At 45.6% G+C, this 18,700-nt stretch carries 30 protein-coding genes and 1 pseudogene; 29 read left to right on the top strand and 2 right to left on the bottom strand.

What is annotated here, in order from left to right:
* Positions 1-9: 9 nt before the first annotated feature.
* The 26 genes and pseudogenes from G1O98_RS02970 to G1O98_RS39215 all read left to right on the top strand — a co-directional run bounded on the left by G1O98_RS02970 (position 10) and on the right by G1O98_RS39215 (position 15,316).
* Positions 10-399: a cupin domain-containing protein gene (locus tag G1O98_RS02970; RefSeq protein WP_163927131.1), complete on the top strand. Its 390-nt coding sequence runs from the start codon at positions 10-12 to the stop codon at positions 397-399.
* Positions 400-416: 17 nt separating this feature from the next.
* On the top strand, positions 417-662 hold the full coding sequence (locus G1O98_RS39670; protein ID WP_243458328.1) for an SgcJ/EcaC family oxidoreductase: 246 nt from the start codon (positions 417-419) through the stop codon (positions 660-662).
* 40 nt (positions 663-702) lie between these two features.
* Positions 703-1,014: a hypothetical protein gene (locus G1O98_RS39665; RefSeq protein ID WP_243458327.1), complete on the top strand. Its 312-nt coding sequence runs from the start codon at positions 703-705 to the stop codon at positions 1,012-1,014.
* Positions 1,015-1,137: 123 nt separating this feature from the next.
* Positions 1,138-1,884: an alpha/beta hydrolase gene (locus G1O98_RS02960; RefSeq protein ID WP_163927129.1), complete on the top strand. Its 747-nt coding sequence runs from the start codon at positions 1,138-1,140 to the stop codon at positions 1,882-1,884.
* 148 nt (positions 1,885-2,032) lie between these two features.
* The gene (locus G1O98_RS02955) at positions 2,033-2,974 is read left to right on the top strand and encodes a DUF5996 family protein (RefSeq protein WP_163927127.1); all 942 of its coding nucleotides are present in this window, start codon (positions 2,033-2,035) and stop codon (positions 2,972-2,974) included.
* Positions 2,975-3,022: 48 nt separating this feature from the next.
* A complete protein-coding gene (locus G1O98_RS02950) occupies positions 3,023-3,622 on the top strand; it encodes a TMEM175 family protein (RefSeq protein ID WP_163927125.1) in 600 nt (199 codons plus the stop codon).
* Between the two features lie 58 nt (positions 3,623-3,680).
* Complete coding sequence (locus G1O98_RS02945) at positions 3,681-4,778, top strand: PHB depolymerase family esterase (protein ID WP_163927122.1); 1,098 nt, start codon at positions 3,681-3,683, stop codon at positions 4,776-4,778.
* A gap of 435 nt (positions 4,779-5,213) precedes the next feature.
* Positions 5,214-5,549 (top strand): CPBP family intramembrane glutamic endopeptidase, encoded by a 336-nt coding sequence (locus G1O98_RS41050; protein ID WP_345940521.1) that lies wholly within the window; start codon positions 5,214-5,216, stop codon positions 5,547-5,549.
* Positions 5,550-5,577: 28 nt separating this feature from the next.
* Positions 5,578-6,369: a CPBP family intramembrane glutamic endopeptidase gene (locus tag G1O98_RS02935; protein WP_163927119.1), complete on the top strand. Its 792-nt coding sequence runs from the start codon at positions 5,578-5,580 to the stop codon at positions 6,367-6,369.
* A gap of 162 nt (positions 6,370-6,531) precedes the next feature.
* A complete protein-coding gene (locus tag G1O98_RS02930; protein WP_163927117.1) occupies positions 6,532-6,822 on the top strand; it encodes a hypothetical protein in 291 nt (96 codons plus the stop codon).
* Positions 6,823-6,838: 16 nt separating this feature from the next.
* On the top strand, positions 6,839-7,159 hold the full coding sequence (locus G1O98_RS02925; protein ID WP_163927115.1) for a hypothetical protein: 321 nt from the start codon (positions 6,839-6,841) through the stop codon (positions 7,157-7,159).
* A 261-nt stretch (positions 7,160-7,420) separates the two neighbouring features.
* A complete protein-coding gene (locus G1O98_RS02920) occupies positions 7,421-7,822 on the top strand; it encodes a RidA family protein (protein ID WP_163927113.1) in 402 nt (133 codons plus the stop codon).
* Positions 7,819-8,151, top strand: a complete 333-nt coding sequence (locus tag G1O98_RS40575) for an SgcJ/EcaC family oxidoreductase (RefSeq protein ID WP_345940520.1) — start codon at positions 7,819-7,821, stop codon at positions 8,149-8,151. The genes G1O98_RS02920 and G1O98_RS40575 overlap by 4 nt, the downstream gene beginning before the upstream one ends.
* A gap of 36 nt (positions 8,152-8,187) precedes the next feature.
* Positions 8,188-8,679 (top strand): peptidoglycan-binding domain-containing protein, encoded by a 492-nt coding sequence (locus G1O98_RS02910; protein ID WP_163927111.1) that lies wholly within the window; start codon positions 8,188-8,190, stop codon positions 8,677-8,679.
* A gap of 17 nt (positions 8,680-8,696) precedes the next feature.
* Positions 8,697-8,984: a hypothetical protein gene (locus G1O98_RS02905; protein WP_163927108.1), complete on the top strand. Its 288-nt coding sequence runs from the start codon at positions 8,697-8,699 to the stop codon at positions 8,982-8,984.
* A 72-nt stretch (positions 8,985-9,056) separates the two neighbouring features.
* Positions 9,057-9,434 (top strand): nuclear transport factor 2 family protein, encoded by a 378-nt coding sequence (locus G1O98_RS02900; protein ID WP_163927106.1) that lies wholly within the window; start codon positions 9,057-9,059, stop codon positions 9,432-9,434.
* A 15-nt stretch (positions 9,435-9,449) separates the two neighbouring features.
* Complete coding sequence (locus G1O98_RS39655) at positions 9,450-9,635, top strand: hypothetical protein (protein ID WP_243458326.1); 186 nt, start codon at positions 9,450-9,452, stop codon at positions 9,633-9,635.
* 226 nt (positions 9,636-9,861) lie between these two features.
* Positions 9,862-10,503 (top strand): isochorismate family cysteine hydrolase YcaC, encoded by a 642-nt coding sequence (ycaC, locus tag G1O98_RS02890; protein ID WP_163927101.1) that lies wholly within the window; start codon positions 9,862-9,864, stop codon positions 10,501-10,503.
* 439 nt (positions 10,504-10,942) lie between these two features.
* Positions 10,943-11,200, top strand: a pseudogene (locus G1O98_RS02885) (iron uptake porin); the annotation flags it as partial.
* A gap of 173 nt (positions 11,201-11,373) precedes the next feature.
* Complete coding sequence (locus tag G1O98_RS02880; protein ID WP_163927189.1) at positions 11,374-12,528, top strand: IS4 family transposase; 1,155 nt, start codon at positions 11,374-11,376, stop codon at positions 12,526-12,528.
* A 281-nt stretch (positions 12,529-12,809) separates the two neighbouring features.
* Positions 12,810-13,301, top strand: coding sequence for a hypothetical protein (locus G1O98_RS02875; protein WP_163927098.1), 492 nt, complete (start codon positions 12,810-12,812; stop codon positions 13,299-13,301).
* Positions 13,276-13,452: a hypothetical protein gene (locus G1O98_RS38700; RefSeq protein WP_167306173.1), complete on the top strand. Its 177-nt coding sequence runs from the start codon at positions 13,276-13,278 to the stop codon at positions 13,450-13,452. Before G1O98_RS02875 ends, G1O98_RS38700 begins: the two co-directional genes overlap by 26 nt.
* Before the next feature lie 99 nt (positions 13,453-13,551).
* The gene (locus G1O98_RS02870) at positions 13,552-13,863 is read left to right on the top strand and encodes a YciI family protein (RefSeq protein WP_163927096.1); all 312 of its coding nucleotides are present in this window, start codon (positions 13,552-13,554) and stop codon (positions 13,861-13,863) included.
* A gap of 184 nt (positions 13,864-14,047) precedes the next feature.
* On the top strand, positions 14,048-14,299 hold the full coding sequence (locus G1O98_RS02865; protein WP_163927094.1) for a hypothetical protein: 252 nt from the start codon (positions 14,048-14,050) through the stop codon (positions 14,297-14,299).
* A gap of 85 nt (positions 14,300-14,384) precedes the next feature.
* Positions 14,385-14,912, top strand: a complete 528-nt coding sequence (locus tag G1O98_RS02860) for an AAA family ATPase (RefSeq protein ID WP_163927092.1) — start codon at positions 14,385-14,387, stop codon at positions 14,910-14,912.
* Positions 14,913-15,061: 149 nt separating this feature from the next.
* On the top strand, positions 15,062-15,316 hold the full coding sequence (locus tag G1O98_RS39215) for a hypothetical protein (protein WP_202985778.1): 255 nt from the start codon (positions 15,062-15,064) through the stop codon (positions 15,314-15,316).
* 11 nt (positions 15,317-15,327) lie between these two features.
* Here G1O98_RS39215 and G1O98_RS39210 read toward each other — a convergent pair whose 3' ends face one another.
* Together G1O98_RS39210 and G1O98_RS02850 are read right to left on the bottom strand one after the other, a co-directional pair.
* Positions 15,328-15,657 (bottom strand): GNAT family N-acetyltransferase, encoded by a 330-nt coding sequence (locus tag G1O98_RS39210; protein WP_202985777.1) that lies wholly within the window; start codon positions 15,655-15,657, stop codon positions 15,328-15,330.
* 325 nt (positions 15,658-15,982) lie between these two features.
* Positions 15,983-16,465, bottom strand: coding sequence for a GNAT family N-acetyltransferase (locus G1O98_RS02850; RefSeq protein WP_163927090.1), 483 nt, complete (start codon positions 16,463-16,465; stop codon positions 15,983-15,985).
* A 156-nt stretch (positions 16,466-16,621) separates the two neighbouring features.
* Here G1O98_RS02850 and G1O98_RS38695 point away from each other — a divergent pair, with 156 nt between their 5' ends.
* The 3 genes from G1O98_RS38695 to G1O98_RS02840 all read left to right on the top strand — a co-directional run bounded on the left by G1O98_RS38695 (position 16,622) and on the right by G1O98_RS02840 (position 18,686).
* Positions 16,622-16,795, top strand: a complete 174-nt coding sequence (locus G1O98_RS38695; RefSeq protein ID WP_167306172.1) for a hypothetical protein — start codon at positions 16,622-16,624, stop codon at positions 16,793-16,795.
* A gap of 249 nt (positions 16,796-17,044) precedes the next feature.
* A complete protein-coding gene (locus G1O98_RS02845; protein WP_163927088.1) occupies positions 17,045-17,683 on the top strand; it encodes a sigma-70 family RNA polymerase sigma factor in 639 nt (212 codons plus the stop codon).
* Positions 17,684-17,708: 25 nt separating this feature from the next.
* Positions 17,709-18,686: a DUF1822 family protein gene (locus G1O98_RS02840; protein ID WP_163927086.1), complete on the top strand. Its 978-nt coding sequence runs from the start codon at positions 17,709-17,711 to the stop codon at positions 18,684-18,686.
* Positions 18,687-18,700 lie beyond the last annotated feature (14 nt).

Genomic DNA, 18,700 nt, shown 5'->3' with positions numbered 1-18,700 from the left:
CCGAAACTTATGCTGATCCAAAAACTAAACGACTGTGAAGAAATTATCGCTGGAGATGGAACTGTTCTGCGCGAACTGCTTCATCCTGACAAACAAGACATCAACTTGCGTTACAGTTTGGCGCATGCGATCTTACCTGTTGGCAAAACTTCGATTCCCCATTCCCTAAAGACTTCTGAGGTTTATTACATCATTAGCGGTGTTGGGGAAATGGCGATCGACAGTGAAGTTCGTCGCATTGAAGCAGGTGATGCGGTTTACATTCCTCCAAATGCAATCCAGTTCCTTCACAACTATGGCAACGAACCTATTGTTTTCGTTTGTCTAGTTGATCCAGCTTGGCGCAAAAAAGACGAAACGATTTATACCCCTGAAATTGAGGCAACCGGATCACTCTAATCTAATCGCTCAAAACTATGAATTCACAAACAGCTCAAACCACCACTACTGCTGACGAGTCCACAATCCGTACTTTCCATCGCCAGATGATTGATGCTTGGAATCGAGGCAGCGGTGAAGACTTCGCTGCTCCGTTTAGCGAAACTGCCGATTTCATCGCGTTCGAGGGAACGCATTTCAAAGGTCGAAAAGAAATCGCTGCGTTTCATCAGCAAGCGTTCGACACAGTTATCAAAGGAACATGCCTGGAGGGTGAGGGGTGAGGTGAATTTTGTCCGCTTCGTGAACTCGCAACTTGCGCTCATGCACGTAGTTATCAGGGTAATACTGCCCGGACAAACTGAAACTTCACCGTCACGAGATTCGATGCAGCTATTCGTTGTTATGAAACGTGGTGAAGATTGGTGGATTAAAAAGCTACTCAATACCCGGAAGTTAACGCTAGAACGTCAATTCTTCTTAGACGACTTTGACTCCCTGAGCGCAGAGGCTCAACGTCAAGTAACCGACCTCGTTGCAGGTCTCAAGCAGCGTCATCAAGCAGATCAATCTCGAGTTTTTAATAATGATCGCTGGTTAATCGGATTTCTGCCGAGATTGGCGACGAAATTTTAGGGCCACCTGGAACTTTACCTGCCGCTGCTACAGAAACGTAATGAATTCGTTGCAGACAGCAAAAGAGAAACTTTCAATGTCATTAGAACAGAATATTCATCCCGCATTGCAAGGAGTCATCCAATGTCAACTTTTGTCTTAGTTCACGGCTCGTGGCACGATGGTTCTGCATGGAAAGCGGTTATCCAACATCTAGAAGCGAAAGGTCATCAGGCTTTTGCTCCCACAATTGTCGGACATGGAAAAGGCGCGAATAAAAACGTCAACCACGCTCAATGCACGCAATCGATCGTCGATTACATTGTCGATAAAGACTTAACTGATATCGTCCTACTCGGACATAGTTTCGGCGGCAGCATTATTGCCAAAGTTGCTGAAGCCATTGGCGATGGCTTCGCCGGCCAAAGGCAACGGATTCGACGGCTAATCTTTTTCAATGCCTTTGTCCTCAATGATGGTGAGAGCCTCAGAGACAACATCCCACCTGACACTCAAGCGTTATTCAACTCTCTAGCGAAAGAATCGGACGATAATACGATAACGATGCCATTTGAGATTTGGCGAGAAGCGTTTCTCAACGATGCTGACCTCGACCTGGCGAAATCGAGCTACGCGCAATTATCGCCTGAACCGTATCAACCGTTTATTGACAAATTAGACTTGAAGCAGTTTTACTCGCTGCCCATTCCCAAAAGCTACCTCTACTGTACAGAAGACAATGTCTTACCTCAAGGGGAGGGGGGTTGGCATCCCAGGATGTCTAGCCGCTTGGGGCTATTTCGACTCGTGCAAATGCCGGGTAGTCATGAGGTGATGTTTTCTAATCCTATCGGTCTAGTAGAAAAGATTATTGTCGCAGGGCGCGACTAGCCGCGAAAGTTGATCGCAGGCATCTGAACAAATCATCGTCCCGTGAATTTTGCAGATGAACAGGGAAAAGACTATTGATAGCGATTCTGATTTCATCTAGATTTCTTTCTCATTTCTTCAACATATTCTCCTCCTGTGGGTGATTTTCATGGCTGTTTCTAATCAAAATACTTCCACTGACATCGTTTGGCCCAGTTTGCCCTTAGCAACTTGGCAGGATACCTATGCAACTCTCCATCTATGGACGCAAATCATCGGTAAAATCCGGTTGGCACTGGCACCTAAACTCAATCACTGGTGGCAATCTACTCTTTATGTCACACCGCGTGGACTAACAACCGCTTCAATTCCTTGCGGAACTCGTAATTTTCAAATTAGCTTTGATTTTCTCGACCATCAACTACAAATCGACACTAGCGACGGCATTGCTAAAAGAATTGCACTGGCTCCTCGCTCTGTTGCAGATTTTTACCAAATGGTGCTAACTACATTGAGCAACATCGACATCGAAGTCCGAATCTGGACGATGCCGCAAGAAGTGTCAGAACCCATCCCGTTCGATCAGGACTATCAACACGCAGTTTATGATCCAGAGTATGCACAACGATTCTGGCAAATTCTTGTGCAAGTCGATCGCATCATGACCGTCTTCCGTTCACAGTTTACTGGTAAATCCAGCCCTGTGCATTTCTTTTGGGGCAGCTTTGACTTGGCTGTGACCCGTTTCTCTGGTCGTCGTGCGCCAGAACATCCCGGTGGGGTTCCGAATATGGCAGATTGGGTCACGCGCGAAGCCTATTCACACGAAGTTAGTAGTTGCGGCTTTTGGCCAGGGGGTGGGTCAATTGTGGAGCCTGTTTTTTACGCTTACGCTTACCCTACGCCAGAAGGTTTCCGTGATTACCCGATCCAACCCACAGAAGCTTTTTACAGCTCAGAGATGCAAGAGTTTATCCTACCCTATGAAGCAGTGAGACAAGCTGACGATCCAGATGCAATGCTCCTTGCTTTTCTCCAAAGCACTTATGAAGCAGCAGCCAACTTAGGACATTGGGATCGAGTAGCCTTGGAGCGTTCCCCAACTGTGTAAGGCTAACAAATTGCAAATTGCTAAAGCAGACAAGGGGCATACCCAAAAATGGTTAAAGGTAGGTTAGAAGCATTCAGTGATGGGGTAATTGCTATTATCATCACCATTATGGTACTGGAGTTGAAAATACCTCATGAGTCAGATTTAGCTGCGCTACGTCTGCTGATTCCAACCTTTCTAAGCTATGTGTTGAGTTTCGTGCATATTGGTATCTACTGGAACAATCACCATCACCTGTTTCAAGCAGTCCGACAAGTGAATGGTTCAACTTTGTGGGCAAACCTACATTTGTTGTTCTGGTTATCATTATTTCCCTTTGTCACCGCATGGATGGGTGAAAATCACTTTGCTGCGTTGCCTGTGGTGCTTTATGGTGTGGTTCTATTGCTGGCTGCGATCCGAAGGAATCCCGTCAGGGTTATCGCCTACTTCACTCTGACCCGCACACTTATTTTTCACCACGGTCAAGGTTCCACACTTGCGAACGCTCTGGGTCGGGATTTTAAAGGCAAGTTATCAGTATTGATTTATGCAGTTACAATTCCACTTGCTTTTGCAACCCCTTGGCTTGCATGTGCATTATACGTTATGGTTGCAGTCCTGTGGCTCATTCCCGATCGCCGTATTGAAAAGACGTTGAACTCATAAATGGTATTTGCTGGCACGGGCTGAATTTTCAGCACAAGGATGAAAGGAATCGCTCGCTATGAAAATTTTTTCTGATCACCCGCAAGAACGAAATCTGGACGAAGTGTTCGAGTCCGATCAATCGCGGTCAGACCTTCCTCGTAGGCGATGGCGATCGCTCTGGATCACCTCTAGTATCCTCGTCACAGGTGCGATCGCCATCGGCATCGTCACTGCGGCTTTCCAGTTTGGGCTGCCCTGGTGGATGCAGGCAGGAGACCACAATCATGTGTACGAAAGCGATATCGGTTCTCTGCGTTACCAGGTTCACCTTCCGCCTCAGTTTGATGGCACAATCAAACTGCCAGTGATCATGGCGATTCACGGCTGCGGAATGACGGGTTACGGATGGAACTCTATGAAGTCCACAACGCAATTCAACCGCTTGGCTGACAGCGAAGGCTTCATCGTTGTCTACCCGACACAACGGATGTTTCGCAACATGATTAATTGCTGGAACTCGACTGACCCACGAGAGCAGCACCGCTACAGCGGAGAACCGGCGCTTCTCGCTGGCGTTGCCCAACAGGTGGTCGAGGCGTACAACGCAGATCCAGCACAAGTACATGTCGCCGGTGCCTCATCGGGTGCGGGTGCTGCCGTTATTCTCGCCGTGACCTACCCCGATGTCTTCGCAACGGTGACATCGGTTGCAGGGGGCGAGTACGGACTGAACCAGGTGAACCCGGACAACCCTAATTCCACGCCACCAGACTACACTGCACGTCAGGCGTGGTCGCAGATGGGCGATCGGGCGCGGCAGGTGCCACTACTCGTCATCCAAGGTGAGGAGGATGCCGTCGTTCCGCCCCTCGTTGCCACTCGGCTGGTTGCACACTGGACTGCGGTAAGTGATTTTGTTGATGACGATCTGCTTAACGACAGCCTGAACCTACTCGAAAAGACGACAACGGTGCCTTCAGAACAGGGCAAGCATTCGTACACCCACACTACCATCACTGCGCCGGACGGTTCATCTCTCATTGAGTCGTATCTCGTCCAGGATATGGGACATGTCTGGCCGGGACCTGCTGGAGACGGCATTTATATCGATCATGCCGGTCCCGATGCCAGTGCCATTATCTGGAATTTTGCCAAGCGCCATCCGAAGTCGTAGTCAGTCGGAGCAACGTTTTGAAAGGAGTTCATCATCATGTCTCAAGATTCTTCTAACCACCCGCCGGACTTAGGAAAGACTGCCGCATCCTCGTCTCAACCTAACAAGGTTCCCCGTCCAGGTTTGCCCGAATGCATTGTTGGTCTTGTCGTCCTTTTCGTTGGGTTTGTGGGCGGCTCGCAACTCTCGCGGCTCGGACTCGATCCTGTGGTCTACGGACTGGTCTTCAGCGCTCTGTCTGGTATCGCTGGCATTGCAGGGTTTGCAGCCGCTGTGCTACTACGCATTCGTTCCCTCAGACCCTTCGGCGTTCGTCGAACCTCCCGGCGGTGGCTCCTCATTGGAGTCGGAGTCGGACTGGTTGCTTTCGTTCTCAAAGGACTGGCGATTCTGGTCTGGATTCAGATTACTGGGAACATCGAAAATATTCAGGGGGTGTACGCTCAGGGTGGCAGTGGCGGGGTGCTATCTCTGGTTCTGGCTACGGTGTTTTTTGGTTTTCTCACCCCCCTTGGCGAGGAGTTGCTCTTCCGGGGTGTGATCACTACTGTTCTGCTCCGCTACAGTCGTCCGATTATCGCAGTCGTGGGCAGCACCTTGATCTTCGCGATCGCTCACGGCATCAATATTGTCTTTCCTGCGGCTGTGGTAGCAGGTCTTGCCACTGCCGAAATCTACCGCCGTAGTGGATCAGTCTGGACTGCTGTTGTCGTTCACGTCGTTTTCAACTTGCCCACAATTTCGGTGATGATAGCTGCTGGCATGGGCTGATAGGACGGATCATCTGGAGATTAAGCCAATGGCAATTTTGAAACAATTCGGCATTTTATTTGTATTGGGTAGTGTGGGAATTGTGATGTCTACGATCGCGTCTATTCCTTTAGTCGAGCAACAGTTAGCGAAACTGTCTCCAGAAACACTGGAAAAAGTGCCTCCATTGTGGATTTTAATGCTTCTGCAAGGACTACAGTATTCAATTCTACTGGCAATCAGCATTCTAATCGGAATTGGTTGTGCCTATCGTGTTGGATTACGCTCCCATTTGATTGATCATTGGGTGTTTCACATCGCTAAGTCTCCATCTTTTGCCGTTGAGATGCAATGGAGCTTGGGTGTAGGTGTAGCGGCGACGATCGTTCTCTTGTTGCTCGATCGGTTGATGCAACCTGTCCTACCTGAAGCGCTACAGGCATCCAATAACACAGAACCAAATTGGCTGAGTTCACTTACAGCAATGCTTTATGGCGGCATCACTGAGGAAATTTTGATGCGCTGGGGTTTAATGTCGCTGCTTGTTTGGATTGCGTGGAAAGGTCTAAAACAAGGCGTTACGTTGCCAGGTCAAGGGATTTACCAGGGTGCGATCGTTCTAGCCGCGTTGGTATTTGGACTACTACACCTGCCCGCAACTGCCGCGATCGTTTCCCTCACTCCAGTTGTGATTATTCGGGCGTTGTTACTGAATGGAATTGTGGGGATTGCGTTTGGCTGGCTCTTTTGGAAATATTCGCTAGAAGCTGCAATGTTAGCCCATATCAGCTTTCATGCCTTTTCCTTTGCTCTTAGTCTAATGCTTGCAAGATTTGTCTAAGTTTTTTTCTAAAGTGATTTCACGATTGCTTCAGCCTAAACCGATCCACTAGCTATATCACGGGACAACCCTTAGCGATCGATGGTGGATATACAGAGAGTTGATTGAAACAGTTCTATCTAGAACATGAAACTATAGCCCTCTACACACAAGGATATTGCGATGCGTAGACTCGTGAGTTCACCAGATGCCGTTGGCAACCTCACCTTTCAAGACACTGAAGTTCCTACTCCGAAGGCTAACGAGTGCTTGATTCGCGTCAAGGCATTTTCGATGAATCGGGGCGAACTTAAGCGATCGCAAAATGATCCACTGGGCACTCCAATTGGCTGGGATGTCGTTGGCGTTGTTGAACAAACGGCACAAGACGGTAGTGGTCCACCCATAGGGACAAAAATTGTCGCCCTCTCCATCCGCTCGGAGGGCTGGGCAGAATATATAGATTATCGCTGAGCTTTATTTGCAAAAAATGAAACGATTTACCTTGTTTACTTTCTTGTATCTGGCGCTGGGAGTTTGTCTAACGGCGATCGCGCTTGGATACCCAAACCTGCCTTCGGGTCTTCAAACAAGCTTGTTCATTAGTGCAGGAGCGTCCTACATCGCTTGTATTCTCAGTACCTTTCCATTTTGGCGTGAGACAGCGATTCGCTTCTATCGCAGGCGGAATTCAGCGGTAATTCTACCCTGGTTGGTGATTGGAGTGAACATTATTTGGATGCTCTGGGAAGTTCAGAGTCAGAACTGGGCAATGGAAGCCATTTTACAAGCGTTTTCGCGGCTAATATAGGAATCCGCTTTGATTCCTGAAATTATTTGCGTAGGGAGGGAACAGGGAACAGGGAACGGGGAACAGGGAAGAAGGAATAAAAGTGTACTGAGTTTTTTTCAAAAATCAAATACGAGTCCTATAGTTGTCTTACTGTTTGCAGAAATCATTGTGATTACATGGCAAGTGAATTCTGAACATTAGGGTCTGAATCGGATGATGCCGAAACAAACTCGTTTCAGCAACGCGAGATAGAGTCAAACGTACTACATGAGCAACACCATGAATAAGCCAAAGTTTTTTGTTACCCCTGGTTATGGGGAATATCTGTTAAATCAATTGCATTACTCACAAGCGGTAAAAATTGACAATCGAGTGGAGATATCAGGGCAAGGCGGCTGGGATGACAATCTGCAAATTACCGAATCGCTTGCAGACGAGATTGCTCAGGCGTTCCGGAACGTCGAGCAAACCTTGGCGACGGCTGGTGCGGGTTGGGAGCATGTGGTTCACGTTAATTCTTACCATGTTGGCGGGTTCCCCCCGGAGGTTAACGAAGTGATGTCCAAGCTATTTCGTCATTATATGCCGAACCACGCTCCAATCTGGACACAGGTAGGAGTCGCGGCGCTTGGACTACCCACGATGCGGATTGAAATTCGCGTGACTGCAATTGTTCCGTGAGTTTTGCAAGCGTTAATAACACAATTTATGCTGCTCGAAAACTGGTCTATTACTTAAAAGGAGAACTCAAGACTGTGAATTCACAAACAGCTCAAACCACCACTAATGCTGACGAGTCGGCAATCCGTGCTTTCCTTCACCAGATGATTGATGCTTGGAATCGAGGTAGCGGGGAAGGCTTTGCTGCCCCGTTCAGCAAAACTGCCGATTTCCTCACGTTCGAGGGCACACATCTCAAGGGTCGAAAAGAAATCGCTGCATTTCATCAGCAAGCGTTACCTCGTTGCAGGTCTCAAAGCGAGTGGAGTAATCACTCCGACGCAAATTGATGCGAAATAAAACCAATCTCCATCAGGAGGACAATCATGAAACCTCAACTCATTTTCGGAGTACTAACGATCGCAACAGGATTGCTCGGAGGTTCATTCACTCATCCCGCGATAGCGAAGTGCTGCTGCGTTCGCCTTTGGCGTCTCCCCTTGGGAGAAGCGCAGATCGCACACAGCATTCCTCCACAACAAACCTCCCCCATTCTGATCGCCACTGCCTACACTGATTTAACTTTACCTACCTTGCGCCAAGGCGATCGCGGCAAAAACGTGCAATTGTTACAGCGCATCCTTCAAGACAATGGCTTTTTAGGAGCCGCAGGTGTGAGGCTAGGCAATCCAAGAGGGGCGATCGTCGATGGCATCTTTGGTGCGGTCACAGTGTCTGCGGTACGCGATCTCCAGCGACGATACAGAATCCCAGTTACAGGGCGAGTCAATCCAACCACCTGGGAAGTCCTGGATATGCACGAAAACCCCTATCGATCCCCGCTTCCCTGGAAACAACAGAACATTACACAACCATAAGCCACAGAAGATTTCTAATGAACCGAAAGATTCTTTCAACCAAAATCACAACCACAATCGCAATCACAATTCTGTTCGGCGTACTCCTACTGTTCAATTTTCCATCCCTGGCTCAAGTCAGTTCACAAGTGATTCCCAGAATCGAAGTGATCGAAAGTTCTGAAGGGATTCCACCCAGCTACCGTTTAGTCATTAGCCGATCTCAGGACAATGTTTATGTCTTCTGTCCGACTGACTTCGAGCCACAGTTGGACTATCTGCGAAATGTGAAGGCGATTCAATGTAAGCCGTTTACCAGTCCCTAGAAGTAAACCAGTGAGGGGCAACAGCATAACAACTCACACCACTTTGTTGCTTTGAACAGAGGAGAGATTCAGATGTCAGAGAACAATAAAGCAATTTTAGAAGCGGCAAACGCGGCGATCGCTGAAGGCAACAATGAAGGATTCTTGTCGTTCTGCGCCGACGACATGGAATGGACATTTGTAGGTGACAAGACCCTTAAAGGAAAAGAAGCCGTTCGCCAATGGATGGCAATGACATACATAGAGCCGCCAAAGTTTAGGGTCGCTAACTTAATCGCTGAGGGTGATTTCGTCACGGCACTCGGCGACATCACCATGAAGGACGAAGACGGGAAGGCGGCTGATTACTCGTACTGCGACATCTGGCGCTTTCATGGCGGCAAGATTGTCGAATTAAGAGCTTTTGTCATCAAAACCGAGGTCAAGGATGAAACCAGCAATGCAGCGTAAAAGGAATCGATTACTGTGAAATTTTTTTCTGATCACCTACGAGAACAAAACCTGAACAAGGTAATCGAATCCGATCGGTTGCGGTCAGACCTTCCTTTTAGGCGATGGCGATCGCCAACATTCGCGGCGGCTCCGAATATGGCAAGGCATGGCACGAAGGCGGTATCAGCCTCGCCAAGACGCTCGGCGCGAGCCTGCTGACCGTCGAGGGCGAACAGCACGGTGTAGCCCTCACCGCCGGCAATGCGTGTGTCAACGACATAGTCGCTGACTACCTCATCGGTCTCAAAATCCCCGCAGACGGCTTTGCTGCGTCCTTTAGGCGCGTTGGGACACTGAGTCCATCTCGCAACAGCTTACGCCATAAGCTATTTAGAGCATTCTGCAATTCCTCATTCCCAATAACTCAAATTAGGATCAATAACTCATGTCTACATTCAAGTACAACCGGTTAGACAAAAATAATGCTGCGGTGCTGCTGGTCGATCACCAAACTGGACTGTTCTCACTTGTGCGTGATATTGGTGCAGCCGACTTCAAAAATAATGTGTTAGCACTGGCAAGTGCAGCCAAGTTTTTTAACCTGCCTACAGTTTTGACAACTAGCTTTGAGGATGGCCCCAATGGTGTCATCATCCCTGAACTGAAAGAGAAGTTTCCCGATGCTCCCTTTATTCCCCGCCCCGGACAGATCAACGCTTGGGACAACGAGGACTTTGTGAAAGCAGTAGAAGCCACAGGCAAAAAGCAATTAATCATTGCCGGGATTGTCATCGATGTATGTGTTACTTTTTGTGCGCTTTCGGCATTGGAGGCAGGTTATGACGTTTTTGTTGTCACCGATGCCTCTGGAACCTTTGATGAAGCCTGTCGCTATGCAGCTTGGGATCGAATGTCTCGTGCTGGAGTTCAATTGGTCAATTGGTTTAGCGTTGTGGGTGAATTGCACCGTGACTGGCGTAACGATATTGAAGGGCTAGGTAGTCTTTTAGCAGGGTTTATTCCTGACTACAAAAACCTGATGACCAGCTATGCAGCAAACTCAAGTGCTGGATCTCCCAGTAAATAATGAGAAAGTGTCTATTTTAGGGAGATCCAATAAATAAATCAGCCCAGCCGTCGCTTTCGCCCTCAAGGCGAAAGCGCCTAGATATCTCGGTTTTGCCAAAAATATTATTGATACGGTGAAGCAGCGCGGTCTTGAGGGTTTCCCCCATGAGCGACTGCTGAACCCCGAAGGGGCTGGGCTGATTTATTCTTGGCAAGTACCTTAGCTCGTGTGTAGCTGAGTTGGTATTGTCATCGCTAGGTTATCAACTTTACTTGAAACATAGCGGTGACAACTACTTCTTGGTAAAAAATTGCCGAACAATCTGGTGTCTCTAAGGTGGTTGTTCTCAATGAAACTTTTTTCTCAATTAATTCTCTCGTCATCTCTGATCTTTGCAGTATGCCTTACTCAGCAATGCCTTTCTAGGTCTGCTACTGCCGAAGATATGTTGCCCGAGCAAGTCACATCTGTGAATCAGCTTACTGATGTGCAGCCTACAGATTGGGCATTTCAAGCATTACAAGCATTAGTTGATCGCTACGACTGCATTGTTGGTTATCCCGATCAAAAATTTCAAGGCAATCGCTCAATCACTCGCTATGAATTTGCTGTCGGGTTGAATGCTTGTCTGGCTCGGCTCAATCAGCTACTAGAAAGTACGACAGCAGATGTGATTAAGAGAGAAGATTTACAAACTTTGCAAAGACTTCAAAAGGCAATACGGTTCAGTTAAGGCTCGAATAGCTATAAAATAGGCGTTGTTTCCAAAAATGGAAATCAAGCACAGTGCATCTCAAAGAATTCTCACTAGTGTCTCCTAAGATACAAAGTACGGAGATATTCAAAGCGATAGAGGTCGCTATCCCAGTAAGTTCAATCGAACAAGCGATGCCTACGGCGGGCTACGCCTACGCTAAAACTAAAGTAGAAGAGGAACGCCATCGTTCGTTACCAGGACATCTAGTCATTTGTCTAATAATAGAAATGAGCCTGTGGTCGAGAGATTCAATGCGAGATGTACTAAAAAATCTCATTGATGGTCTTTCAGAGGCATGGGTAAAAGTTGGTAAATATTGGCGTATCCCGTGTAAATCAGCTATTACTCAAGCCAGACAGCGACTAGGTGCGGGGGTAATGACGCAATTGTTTCATCGCTTGGTGCAACCAATGGCAAACAGCGAAACAATTGGAGGTTTTCTAAACGGGCTACGAATTGTAGTGATTGATGGAACTTGCTTAGATATCCCAGATAGTGATGAAAATGCAAGGGTTTTTGGTCGTCCTGGTAGTCGTCCTGGTACACGAGCAGCATTTCCCAAAGTTAGATTAGTTATTTTAGTAGAGGCAGGGACACATTTAATTTTTGATGCATTAATGTGCCCATATAAGATTGGAGAGCGAGTGAGGTCACTAAAATTATTACGCTCGGTAACATCCTCCATGTTGTTAATGTGGGATAGGGGCTTGCATTCCTACGCGATGGTACAAGCAACAGTAAGTAAGGGTTGTGATTATTTAGGAAGAATTCCTGCCAATGTTAAATTTTTAAATGAAGAAGCTTTAGGCGATGGTTCATATTTAAGTTATATGTATCCATCTGGGAAATTGAGAAAAAAAGGTTTTGAACCAATACAAGTACGAGTTATCGAGTACACAATTGAGAATCCTGATAATCCAGAAGAACAAATCAAATATCGTTTAATTACGAGCTTATTGGACATTGAAAAATTCCCAGCCGAGTTACTTGCAAGCGAGTACCATCAACGTTGGGAAGTCGAGAATACGATTGACGAACTCAAAGTACATCTTCTAGGACGAAAAACTCATATTCGTTCTCAAAAGCCACAAGAGGTGGTGCAAGAAGTTTACGGTTTGTTATTAGGACATTGGGCTATCCGGTTGTTAATTTTTCAAGCTGCAAGCAACGCAAATATTTCACCCTTACGTGTAAGTTTCACAGGAACATTACGAGTTGTTCGTCGCGCCCTTCCCAAATTCCAGCGATTACAACCACAAGAACTTCCCTTTTTTTTAGTTGGTTAACAGTGGAGATTCTTGACCAACTTTTACCTGAAAGGGTTCATAGAAACAACCCAAGGGTTGTGAAAAAGCCTGTATCAAAATTTCGCTCGAAAAAGGTTAAACACAGAGGTACTGGAACAATAACCAATCCTCCTGTGTTTGTTGTTTCAAGCACTGCATAGCCTTAACTGAACCGTATTGGATTATATCGCTCTACGCATAAAACCTTTGAAGAATATTGCAAGCAAAGGTTTGGTTACACGCGGATAGCAGCCAGCTACAAGATTGCCGCAGCGACAGTCATGGACAATTTGTTAACCAATGGTTTACAAAAAGAGGAAAAAGCTACGGATGAATTACAGACTCCAAAAATGTTAACCAATGGTTTACAAATTCTGCCAAATAATGAACGTCAAGTACGCCCTTTGGCTTCTTTAGAGCCAGAAGTGCAAAGAGAAGCTTGGCAGAAGGCAGTTGAGGTTGCCGGTGGTAAAGTTCCAAGTGGTAGGATTGTGAAGGATGTGGTGCAGCGCATTCTTGAGCGAACTAGAGTACCAAACACCTACCAGTTAGGCGAAGTCTGTCAAATTCTTGCAAAAGACAACCCAGAACTCAGAGGTAAAGGTGGATGCTGGGGCATAGTCAACCATGTGGGCGAGGTCAGTTGTACAGTCACAATGTGGGATGGGGAGTACACTGTGAGAATTGACCACCTGAAGCCACTGAATTACCTGGAGTCGGAATGTCAGCAGATGCAGGTAATTTGCGATGGCGCAAGCGCCCAGCGTAGCTGATCGCATCAGTAGATTACGGGAAAACGAAAACCTGGAAGAGGCAGCCCGTGCTGTGCTGAAGCATCTGGGGGAACTGAAGCGACCGTATTTGAGTGAGTTTGAGGAAAAATTATTAGGTTTTATTGAACAAGAATATGGGATTGTAAATTAGGGCAGAGTTAACCTGATCTTTGAACCTACACTGGCGTTCCAGAAGTATTTCTTGGGTCATACAATCTGAACATCATCTCAAATCACCAACCAGAGCATTATGTCTAAACTTTTTGCCGTTGTGGTTGCAACCGTTCCAGAGTATTACGATTATAAATTGGCTCACCCAGAGCATGACCAAAACCAACTCGCTTGGTTTAATGAGCAACATGAGAAAGGAACACTACTGTGCTGTGGGCCATTTTTTCCCCATGATGGAACTGGGCTTTGGGTAATCCAGGCAGATAATCTTGAACAGGCTCAAGCTGTTGTAAACAGCAGTCCTCGTGTGCGAGATGGTATGCTGGCGGACTCTGCTAGAGTTGTGGAGTGGGAAGTTCACATTGGACGCGATCGTTTTGCTCCCGTGTGAATAAGTAGAAGCAACAATTGCTAAATTACTTGGATACAAGCAGATAAACGCACAGTAGAAAATTCTCATAATTGAGATTAATCCTGTCTGCCAAATCCTTGTCAAAGACAACCCGGAACTCAGGGGCAAGGGCGGGTGCTGGGCGATTGTCAGTGCAGTGAATGACTTTAGTTGCAGGGTGAGAATGTGGGATGGCGAGTACGCCGTTGGGTTGCAACATTTGAAATCTTACGAATACTTGCCTGTCGAGTGTGAGCAGATGCAATTAATCAGCGATCGCATCAGTCGAGTGTATTCCGATTCGCTGGAGGAGACTGTCAAAAGTCTGTTGCAGTCGTTAGGGAAGGTAAATCGGCCTTATCTTACTGCTGTGGAAGAGAAATTATTGAGTGTTGTGGAGTTGGAATATGGGAACGAGATTACCCAGATTTATTAGAATCTTCGTGAGTAGCAATTCTTTAGATTACTGCTTCTTGCCTGCTAGTCTGGGAGCAGCCTATGATTCTGTTAACTATGAATAGATGAAACTAATTCTATTTTCTGGTATTCCGGGCACTGGGAAAAGTACCCTATCAGAAGAAATTGCACGGATATTGCATATCCCTGTATTCTCTCTAGACTGGATACTAGGGGCAATGCTGCGATCACAGTTGCGTGTCCAACAAGAGGGATTTTACGTTACGACTGCTGAAGCACTGCTGACAATGCTAATCCAAAGACAACTAATGTTAGGACAATCGGCTATTTTAGACACTCCTGCTAATACAGTGGCACAAAGAAAACGCTGGCAGGATTTAGCGCAATCATGTAGTGCAGGGTTTTATGGAATTGAAACAATTTGCTCAGATATGGAGCTACATCGTAGACGAGTCGAAGGGCGTAAGCGTGGTATTCCAGGTTGGCATGACACTGTTAGTTGGAGCCATGTAGAACGAATGCGTTTGAAGAGTGAAGTTTGGACAGATGATGAAGGAGAACACCTGACAATAGATGCAGTTCATCCTTTAAATGAAAATATTCAGACAATTCTGAAATATGTTCAATCCTGAAAATAATAACAGAACTAGCTCAGGAAGAGCGATCGCATCCTCAGTTTACTGAAGCGCGTTTAGCAGATGGAGCAAGAAAAAGCGGGGATTAAGAAGATATTGCAAGTGTTGGGGGTTAATATCTGAGACGACAATAACTTACTATTATTGTGCAACTTGTAAGCATAAAAACTTACTTTGAGCAATTGCTCCACTGCGCTCTTGTGATTCGCCAATTGACCTCGCTCCAACCTCGTTTGGACATCCATGTGGAACCTGGACGGATGGTAACTATTTCTGCTCCCATCCACCATGCCAACCGAGCGACCCGCACATTTGCACTGACTGTGAAACCAGAGATCACGTCTAGCCTGAGTTTCCTAAATCCGAAGTCGAGCAGGGCGCGTCCAACCTTGATCGCGTAGGCATATCGCCCCTAATAGTCAGGTGCAAGTTCAATCCCCAGTTCCATTTCACCTGCATCATACCCCCTTCCCCGTAATCCGCAGCAACCGACAAGCGCGTAAGGTTCACGCCGTTGGACAATCGCAAGCTGGTAGTTAAGTCGAGGCTGCTCAGAAGCCCATGTGCAAAATGTCTCAAACAAACGTGCTGAATTTTCGGGACTAGCTTCGCCCCTTTGAGAAAATATTTGACTGCGTGGATCGGCTTGATAGTTTAGGAATGACGATCTATCTAACTCAACGAAATCACGCAGCAGAAATCTCTTGGTCACTATCTCCATATCAATAGCTAAATGGTTCATACGATTTTAATTGGATAGAAGCTTTGCATGAGTGTCAAGCATGGGTCGAGGAACTGGTCGGTTTCATTTGCAATAAGCAGGCATATTATCAGTGAAGTTTAAGGGCTATGAAGCTTATACAGTAAGCTTTTTAGCTCACTTGTCTTCCCTTAAACCAATCGCGTGCGATCATCCTTGCTAATTTGCAATTGAGGAATCAGGGATAAAGGTTGAGTATTGGAAGATAGGTAAGTCGGTAGAAAAATTTATAAGTATGTAACAAACAGGAGAGCAGAAGAATAAGAGTTAAATCTTACACTGTGCGGTTGGTTTGGAATGGTGAACTTCACAGCTTCTTAAAGTACCTTGCAATTGGTAACAATCCGAAACCCAGCTTTTCATAAGTACAACGTGCTGGTGCATGGCCAGGATCGCCTCCGGTTTCGACCATAGCAACGGACATACCAGCAGCTTTCATCCAATTAAGAGCAAACTCGACCAGAGCGGCTCCAATACCAAGACGTTGATAATTTGGATCAACAGCAATCATGTAGATTTCTCCCATACAACTCTCTGAATGGAGCTTCACAGCTACAAAGCCCACGGTTGAATCAGCAGAGTCGATTGCAACCCACACCTTCATGTCTGCTGTAGTACAGACGGACTCCACAGCATTAAGGTGGGTTACACGCCAACCATCAGGGTAAAATGAATGGTACACCTCAATATCCATCGCTTTTTGAATCGAATCAAAGACCGGACTCCATGCCCGAAGCGAAAGACTTTTGATGGTATCAAGTTTGCTATCTTCGTATGGTTCAATTCGCATAGAGGTATTATGTGGTGATAGTATGTTACATAAATACTACCAGCTAATCTTTTGTTTTTTTGGTATGGGAAATACACTGTCAGAATTGACCACTTTAAGCCATTGAACCATTGAAGTAGCTGGAGTCAGAATGTCAGCAGATGCAGGTGATTTGCGATGCCTGCGGTTCTTGCTAGCCTACGCATCAGTAGGTTACGGGAATATGAGAATTTAGAAGATGCCCCAAGTGCTGTGCTGAAGCACTTGGGGGAACTGAAGCGATCGTATTTGACTGTGGTTGAAGAGAAACTACCGAGTTTTATCGAGCAAAAATGTAAGGCTGGGGATTAGTCCAGCTAATTCTAGTGGCTCATACCTCCACCAAAGAGGAATTTAACTTACTATCGAACTTGAAAGGAGGTCAGCGTAAACACCAAAGAAAGAATCTGGTGTTGCGCCGAGCCAAATCTTCCCAGTCCTCAGTTCAATGCTTAAGCACAAAGTTTTGTAACAATTGTGGCTGGTTTGTGTAAAAGTTGCAATCAATCCATGAGATATATATGAATTCGCAACTTGGTGCGTTCTGATTCGAGGTCTTTTATGACTAATGATTGGAGAAAACAACTAGATGTACAACTTAAAGAATTAGCGATCGCAGCCCAACAATACACACACCTAACCAAGGAAAAGCGGATAGCTCTAACACGTCTGATAAATGCTATTTGGCAGTCAGGTAAGCTTGTTCGTCCTTATAAAGGCCAATTTCAACTACTTTACGAAGATATCTATGATGAGGCAGTACAAAATTTCTTTTTCTATCTTTGTCAAGATAACAATATTGATAAATATGACCCAGAACGGGGCGAAGTAATGACTTGGGTAAATATGTTATTAACTAAACGTTTTTTCCCAGAAGCTATCCCCAAAGTTATCGGCAAAGAAAATGAAATAAATCTAGAAAACTCTCACTGGGAAAATATACCCTCATATCAACCCATATCTTTATTTGAACAAGTAAGAGAATGTATAGAATCAGATCCAGAGTTAATTTTTTGCAAAGAACACATCAAAGGTCATCCAGAGGCAAATTTTCAAGCCATAGCTCAAAGAAGATGTTCTGGCATTTCTTGGAAAGATATTTCAGCAGAATGGGGTATTGGAATCACATCTTTACACAATTTTTACCAACGTTGTTTGAAAAAATTTGCCAATAAATTTCAAGAATATTTGTATATTTAATATTATCTAATTAGCTAGGAAAAGTATGAGCAAAATCATAGACGTTTTAACATTTTCAGCCCCTATACCTGTGGATGGAAGGCATCGAGCAGAAGAGTTACGCAGACAACAAGCCACGCAAGCAAAAGGCGAACAAGTTTATCTCAATACTTTGGCTGTATCTTTTGTAAACTATTATCTATGTTGCATGGGATTTGAGACAGACTTGAATAAAAGTGACAGTTGGAATGTCATTCAACAGACACTGATGGATGTCGCTGATTTGTCGCTTAAAAACTTGGGTTTATTAGAATGTCGCCCAGTATTGTCAGATACACAATTTGTTTATGTGCCGCCGGAAGTACAGTCAAATCGAATTGGCTATGTAGCTGTGCAGATTGGCAAATCATTTAGACAAGCAAAGTTGCTGGGATTTGTCAAGCAGGTAGAAACTGATTTGTTACCCATTAACCAATTGCAACCTTTAGATGAACTATTAGAGTATTTAGAAGAACTTTCTCAAATTCAACTTGCTAATAATTCGCTGACCTGTAATCAGAATCTAGTTAATTTGAAGCAATGGTTAGAGAATGTTTTTGAATCTGGTTGGCAAGAAGTTGAAACTCTTTTAGGGACTCCAAGTATCAATCCAGCTTGGAGTTTGAGAAGTGCTAATGGCGCTTTTATTAGTAGGGGTAAGCTGATTGATTTAGGAAAAATTTTGAGCGATGCCTACGGCGGGCTACACCAACGCGCAGTGGTTTTAGTTGTCACCCTACCACCAGACAACGAGCAAGAAATGGACGTTATCGTAGAAGTACATCCGACAAACGGAGAAGATTATCTGCCACCAAATCTCCATCTAATGATACTAGATTTTGAGGGTGCATCTGTGATGGAAGCTCAAGCTAGAAGCAGCAATAAAAATATTCAATTGGAATTTAGTTGTGAGATGGGAGAACGTTTCAGCGTTAAACTAGCTCTGGGAGATATCAGCATTACAGAAAATTTTGCCATTTGTTAATAGCAACAGCAGGG

It is taken from the genome of Nostoc sp. UIC 10630 (assembly GCF_010747425.1).
Taxonomy (GTDB): Bacteria; Cyanobacteriota; Cyanobacteriia; order Cyanobacteriales; family Nostocaceae; genus Nostoc.
This window is presented reverse-complemented; position numbering and strand designations above follow the sequence as displayed.